General features: G+C 38.2%; 6 protein-coding genes and 1 pseudogene. 3 read left to right on the top strand and 4 right to left on the bottom strand.

Annotated elements, in window-relative coordinates; all coding sequences use genetic code 11:
* The first annotated feature begins 203 nt into the window (after nt 1–203).
* The gene (locus ACSZO4_RS24150; RefSeq protein WP_437891623.1) at nt 204–983 is read left to right on the top strand and encodes a hypothetical protein; all 780 of its coding nucleotides are present in this window, start codon (nt 204–206) and stop codon (nt 981–983) included.
* Between the two features lie 243 nt (nt 984–1,226).
* Here the strand turns inward: ACSZO4_RS24150 and ACSZO4_RS24145 are convergent, their stop codons facing one another.
* Together ACSZO4_RS24145 and ACSZO4_RS24140 are read right to left on the bottom strand one after the other, a co-directional pair.
* Complete coding sequence (locus ACSZO4_RS24145; RefSeq protein ID WP_437891622.1) at nt 1,227–2,060, bottom strand: DUF6216 family protein; 834 nt, start codon at nt 2,058–2,060, stop codon at nt 1,227–1,229.
* A gap of 229 nt (nt 2,061–2,289) precedes the next feature.
* Complete coding sequence (locus ACSZO4_RS24140; RefSeq protein ID WP_437891620.1) at nt 2,290–2,667, bottom strand: hypothetical protein; 378 nt, start codon at nt 2,665–2,667, stop codon at nt 2,290–2,292.
* 634 nt (nt 2,668–3,301) lie between these two features.
* On the opposite strand from ACSZO4_RS24140, the gene ACSZO4_RS24135 reads away from it, so the two are divergent.
* Both ACSZO4_RS24135 and ACSZO4_RS24130 read left to right on the top strand, forming a co-directional pair.
* A complete protein-coding gene (locus ACSZO4_RS24135) occupies nt 3,302–3,856 on the top strand; it encodes a membrane lipoprotein lipid attachment site-containing protein (RefSeq protein WP_437891618.1) in 555 nt (184 codons plus the stop codon).
* Nucleotides 3,857–3,872: 16 nt separating this feature from the next.
* Nucleotides 3,873–4,523, top strand: a complete 651-nt coding sequence (locus ACSZO4_RS24130) for a hypothetical protein (protein ID WP_437891617.1) — start codon at nt 3,873–3,875, stop codon at nt 4,521–4,523.
* 55 nt (nt 4,524–4,578) lie between these two features.
* On the opposite strand, the gene ACSZO4_RS24125 is transcribed toward ACSZO4_RS24130, so the two are convergent.
* Nucleotides 4,579–5,181 (bottom strand): class I SAM-dependent DNA methyltransferase, encoded by a 603-nt coding sequence (locus tag ACSZO4_RS24125; protein ID WP_437891615.1) that lies wholly within the window; start codon nt 5,179–5,181, stop codon nt 4,579–4,581.
* A 78-nt stretch (nt 5,182–5,259) separates the two neighbouring features.
* Nucleotides 5,260–5,975 (bottom strand): annotated as a pseudogene (locus ACSZO4_RS24120) (MobQ family relaxase); the annotation flags it as partial.

Below are 5,975 nucleotides of genomic sequence, written 5' to 3'. Positions count from 1 at the left end.
GCGGGCATCGTGAAAAATCTATGGCAAAGAAAGCCTTATGTTCTCATAACTGACGATTAAATCGCACCTTCCTTAAATCATCGTCACTGGAAAACTTGCGATTTATAAAATATTTTCGCAAAAAAACATGCAAAAAACTTGATATCTATTTAATGCATGGTATTTACTTTATTATAAATAAAATAATAAAAGGTGATAATATGATTAAAGAAATGGAAGTTGACTTGGATTTGGGCTTAAACCCATTTTGCTTTGAGACAGAACTAAAGATTGAGACAAGAAAGAAAAATCTGACTGTTTCAAGGGGAACTGAACTTATCGAAAGAAAAGATGCTAGTCGAAGCTACTTTGCTAATATTGTGCATACACAAGAGGTTGATAAAGAAGAGTTCATCAAACTCTATACATCACAAATAAAAGCCTACTTTGATCTCACGAAAACAGCATACAAAGTATTTTTTATCTTTTTACGTATTTATCAGGATGCGATAGGTAAAGATCATTTTTACCTGAGCTGTAAAAAGGCAATGTCTCTTGCGGAAAAGATAGATCATTTTGTCTTATCTGAATCTATCTTTTACCGGGGGATAAAGGAACTAATCGAGAAACGTATTATTGCTAAAACTAATGAAAAAAACTGGTATTTCATAAACCCTGCAATTGTTTTCAACGGTGATAGGGATCGCTTTGTTTCTGAGATTAGAAAAAAGAAAGAAACGATAGAGATTGAACGAGATGAAAGCGTTACTCATAGCGGAGGAGACTATACTAAAAATGAAGATAAGCGTAGGTCTATTGAGTCAGCCATTCAAGATGTAAATAGTCAAGAAGACATCGATGTGTTAATCGCCAGATTACAGGCTAAAAAGTCTCAAGGGGCAATGAAGCGCAAAGGTATAAAAAAGCAGAACCTTGTGGATAGTGTAACCCTTGCTGCACCAGAAGAACCATTAGATTGGGATGAAATTGATGGTGATGAATAATGAGTAAACTCATAAAACATTTTCCTAAGATGAACTGAACGCACTAATGCGCTGACTTACTAAAAATATTCCCTGCGAACTTAGAGCATCTGGCAACATTATGAACCACGCTAACATTGGTGATCAAATCTCAGAGATTAATGATTCTTGTGTTGGCATTTATATTGTAGCGAATTATAAATAATGTCCTATAGAGCCTTTTATAAGATATAATAGGCTCTATGGAAAGATTACCCGACTATATCATATTCTTTTTTTTCTGTATCGTTTAACCTTAAAAAAAACCATCCTTCGAGCATCATATGTTGTTAATAGCGATATGGTTATTTTGAATATAACTAACATTGTAATTGCTAAAAAAGTTGTGACTGCTCCAAAAAAAGTACGTTGTTTTGCGATTAATTTGTCTATGTAATCTAAACTTCGTTTGCTGCTAAAAGATTCACATATAGTGTCAATTGTGTCTTTATGGAGTTCTATTTTTATTTTTTCTTTATTGCTGCATGATTCAGGTGTGATAACCCATGCGTTCTTAGTAGAGCCTAAAAATTTATATTGCAAAGCTTCATTTTTATTGAACCAAAACCACCCCGTATCATTGATATTTATTAGTCCGGCAGGCTTTACTGCAATAATAAAAGTCTCAAACCCTATAATAAAAGGGATAAACATTGCTATAAATAGCACTGTGGGAATTATTTTATTTATTTTGGCGATTTTAAGTTTTTCTATGTCGAAGTTTGATTTTAGTTTAGATATCATTCTAAAATCTAATTCATATTTCTTTATCCATGTTTCAAAGTTTATTTTTTGTCTTTTAGATAATGCGCGCGTATTGTATTGAAAATTAAATTTTTCAATGTCAATTATTTCGTCTATTAATTCACTTTCACTCTTGTCTTTACTACCAATCCAAAAAATAAAAAATCTGTTTGCTATAGAAAAACCTGAACCCGACCTTTTCTTTATATATAAAAGTGAAGATATCAAAATAACTAAAAATACAATAAGAAATGAGATTTTATTTTCTAATAAATCTGACAAAGAAGGAACGAGTGAATCAAAAGAAGGTATCATCAGCTATCCTTTATAATAATTTCAAACTTATGAATATAATTGTTCATAATCGCAGATATTATATGCAATAGAAATGATAATGTAAAAATGAATAGAAGGCAATGATTTGAATTTAGGATAGAAAACTGATGTCTTCGATATTTGTGATTATGAACTGTATATGATAAAGAAGGATAAAATCCCTCTCTATCATATATCTTTATCAAAATTTGGTTGCTTTTTATGAAAATTAATCCAGCAGTCCACGCGAAACCTTACTCGCCGTCTGGCTGAAATTATATCGGTCAACAACATTCCCCTTGAACCAGATCTCTAAGGATTTCATGTGAGCGGTGTTGCTGTTCTTCAGCAGGGCCAGACCGGGGATGTAGTTAGATAGCTGAGTTTCGCCTGACATACTGGAATAGGACCACATTTCCTGACCGTCATTGGTAGCGCGCGTTTGTGGTTCCCCGAATGCGTTAATAACATCTTGCTGGGTCGTTTTCCCTTTAACGATTTTGGTTTTTACGGTTTGTTGGGTTTCGTCTTTCAGAGATTTGTTGCCATAGGTGGTGCAAGCGGAAAGAGGCAGGATCACCAGAGCAGCGATAAACAGTTTTTTCATGTTAACTCCATATAAACAGTAAACGTAAAAATAGGCGTAAAGAGGCCGGGACTAGCGTTGTGTTGCTGCTGTCCATTGAAATAGGTCATGTTAATTAGTGGTGAAGAAAGTCGCTTATCAGAAGCCTATGATTTTTTCTATCTAATCAGCTAACGGCATCCTTCACTTTTGTTTTCCCTGATGTTGCATTAATAAAGGCCAAGAAAGGGCCATAGGGCAGTGCTGGCTGTTGGTCATAGGGTTTCGTTCTATCCCTACAAACCAGCGTATAAACGGTCCAGTGAGCCTTCTGTTCACTTTATCCAGTATCGATTCATCTAGCAAGAAAATGATCGGTATTGCAGATCGATAAATTGATATTGATAGTTTACATCGATTGATAATTTCTTATCGATCGGTTTTTTAATTGTTTTAATCGATCAATATGTATTTAATGATAGTCTTTAACTATCATTATTTTGATTTTGATCGTTACAAACGATATGACGGCCCACAAAAATAATTTAATCCTATCAATTGGTTAATCAGGTGGTTTTGTTGCGTTATGCCAGTAAGAACAAGCCTTAACGACTACAGATGCGCTGCAGACAACCTCTACATAACAGCATTTTTGATTATCAGGATGGATAGGAAGATGAAGAAGATTTTACTTGTTGCTGGCACAGCCCTTGTTTTGGCGGGATGTGGGGAGAAAGGCGACTTTGAGAAGGCGATTAACGCGAAAATTTCAAAATCAAAGGTGTGCTACTCACTGCAAAACAATGACTTTGCTTTCAACAAAGGTTTTCCAGTAAAGGTTAATCATGGCTATCGTTCTGCCGGATACAGTGCCAGTGATGAAATACTGAATGGGCTTGTTGAGCAGGGGCTTCTCACTGTTTCGCAACAGGCTAACGGCTTTAGTAGCGTTGATGTATTAGAGATAACAGACAAAGGACAAGAGGTTGATTTTTGGAACCGTGAGGAAGGTGCCTGTGTTGGTCATCGTGTTGTAGCTCAGATCACAAGCTGGACTGAACCAAGTGAGGGTAATGGCGCTAAAATCACGCAAGTGACCTATACGTGGAAACTCGATGGCGTTCCGGGCTGGGTTGATAAAAATGCTTTCTCTGGCGTGAAGGGGATGGCTGAACCAGAGGAAGCCAAAATTGTTCTGGTGAAAACCAATAACGGCTGGTCTGCTCGGTAATTACAGGAAGAACGCTATGAACACTATCTATTGGGTGTTTTTCATTGGTCTGCTGATGAACATACCATCATTGGCACCGGTGCTGTTTATCAGGAAGGCATCAAAGAACGTAAAGGTATCGATGGCATTGGGGCTTTTTCTACTTAACGCCTTCTTGGTGCTGTCGCTGGTGATGGTCTCGCAAAACACTACGCAAAAATACGGGCTGTTTCCTGTATGGCTGGTATTTGCTGCTCTTGGGCTGTTTGCGGTCACGCTAGTGCCAACAATAAAATTTATACGTAAGCATTTAACTATCGGGAAAAGCAGGGCTGTTGTCCTCTCATCATTCCTGATTGTCTACGCCAGTAGATTTCACGGCGTGTTTTCAGATGTGAGTGGCAGTGGCTACATAGTTAATGGATATAATGCCGCATGGACATTTTTCTTCTTGTTTGCCTGCCTGCTGGCTTATCTTGGTTGTGCTGGGAGTAAAACATATTCTGGTTATTCTGCATCGTCATCTGCACAGCAATCCGATTATTTTAAACCGACCAAAGAATATGAAACACAGTCCCAAATTGATTACGACATTGCAGTGAAGGGGCGGAGTGTTCTGTCTGATCCCAATCTGAGTATTGTTGAGCAACAGCGTTATCGCGATGCTATTGAAAAAAGGGATAATTAATACTAACCATTTAATAAAAAGCCGAATAATATCGGCTTTTTATCCGATGTAAATTTCATCGAGACTTTGCTAACCATATCGTTCTTTCACAGCTGGGATCATTTTCTATATGATCAATAATATCAAAACCATTATTATCTAACTGGCTGCGATATTCTTCCGGCGATAAGCTGGCATGGTATAGGTCATCACCAAGAAATTTTCCGATAACTTCCCCATCATGGGTACCGCTGGTAAACATCAGCATTGTTCCTTTGTGAGAATGCGCCTTATAGAGAGGAAACATTTTTCTTTGGTCATCCTGAGTTAGATGGAAGAAACTGTCCCAAGCAAGGATGGCATCAAAGGATTTATTCAGTGATAGTGTGCGCATATCGCCTATAATCCAGTTATGCGAAGGATGGCGTTTTATGCAGAGTTCAATTAATGGTGAAGATGAGTCAATCCCTGTAAGATTATACCCTTGATTGATTATATATCCACCCAGCGGATTACCAGAACCACAGCCAATATCAAGTATATTGCCGTTCGATAGGGTTTCTGATAAAAAACGCTCCATCCAAGATTTCTCGCGGAAATGTTTTTGCCTTATCTCATCCCATTTATGAGCATGTTTTTTATAAAAATCAATAGTGGTATCTGATATAGGGTTTGGCATAAAACCTCTGTTAGCAACATAATTTATCTACATTGAATACCATGTTTCGTCCGTTCAATCCAATCGCTTATTTTACATTCAATCGTGATGATAACCCGGCGGTTTCAACTGTGGTGTAGGCGGTTTTCTATCCCCCGAAAGCGTAGGTATGTAGTCCAGAGCGCTATCTGGTTGTTCGGGCTTAAGCTGACGGCTTGGGAAGCGTCTGATCTCCTCCTTGGTTGGACTATAAGTGTCACTGTTAAATCTGGCACGTTTTTCATACTCAGAACGTGAAACATAGATCCCCTGCACCTCGTCAAAGACATAGTTTTCAGCAATACGCTTATCGTGTTCTACATCAGTTGAAACCGGAACCGGCTTCTTCTTGGTCCAGACGAATTTCTCTCTTATATATTCAACCACCAGTAGGGTGAAACGCTTGAACACATTACTTTGACGAGGTTTAACCTGCTTTCTCTTACTTTTAACAGGATCGCGTTTAACCGCTCTAGCAGTTGAAGAAGATTTAGTGCGTGTATGTGGTGCAGGGGCAACCAGAACAGGCTGTTGCTCTTCGGATGATGACGACTGAGAACCTGTTTCAGGTAATACGATTTCAACAGGCTCAGGCAGTTCGGACACGGTGAAACTTCTGAGGTCAACAACGATCTGCAGATCTAAATCTTTGAGGGTGTGGTATGTAGCCTGAGCTTCTTGTTTCATCTCATCACGAATAGCCTGTTCAGCAGCACGTTTTTCCTGAACGTGTTTACTGTTCCACTTGGCGCGATGAACACGTTGCATTGCTGGAC

Origin of the sequence: Phytobacter sp. V91, from assembly GCF_965644225.1 — a bacterium.
GTDB lineage: Bacteria > Pseudomonadota > Gammaproteobacteria > Enterobacterales > Enterobacteriaceae > CBFFRJ01.
Note: the sequence above shows the minus strand (reverse complement) of the source record. Positions and strands in the feature narration are given on the sequence as shown.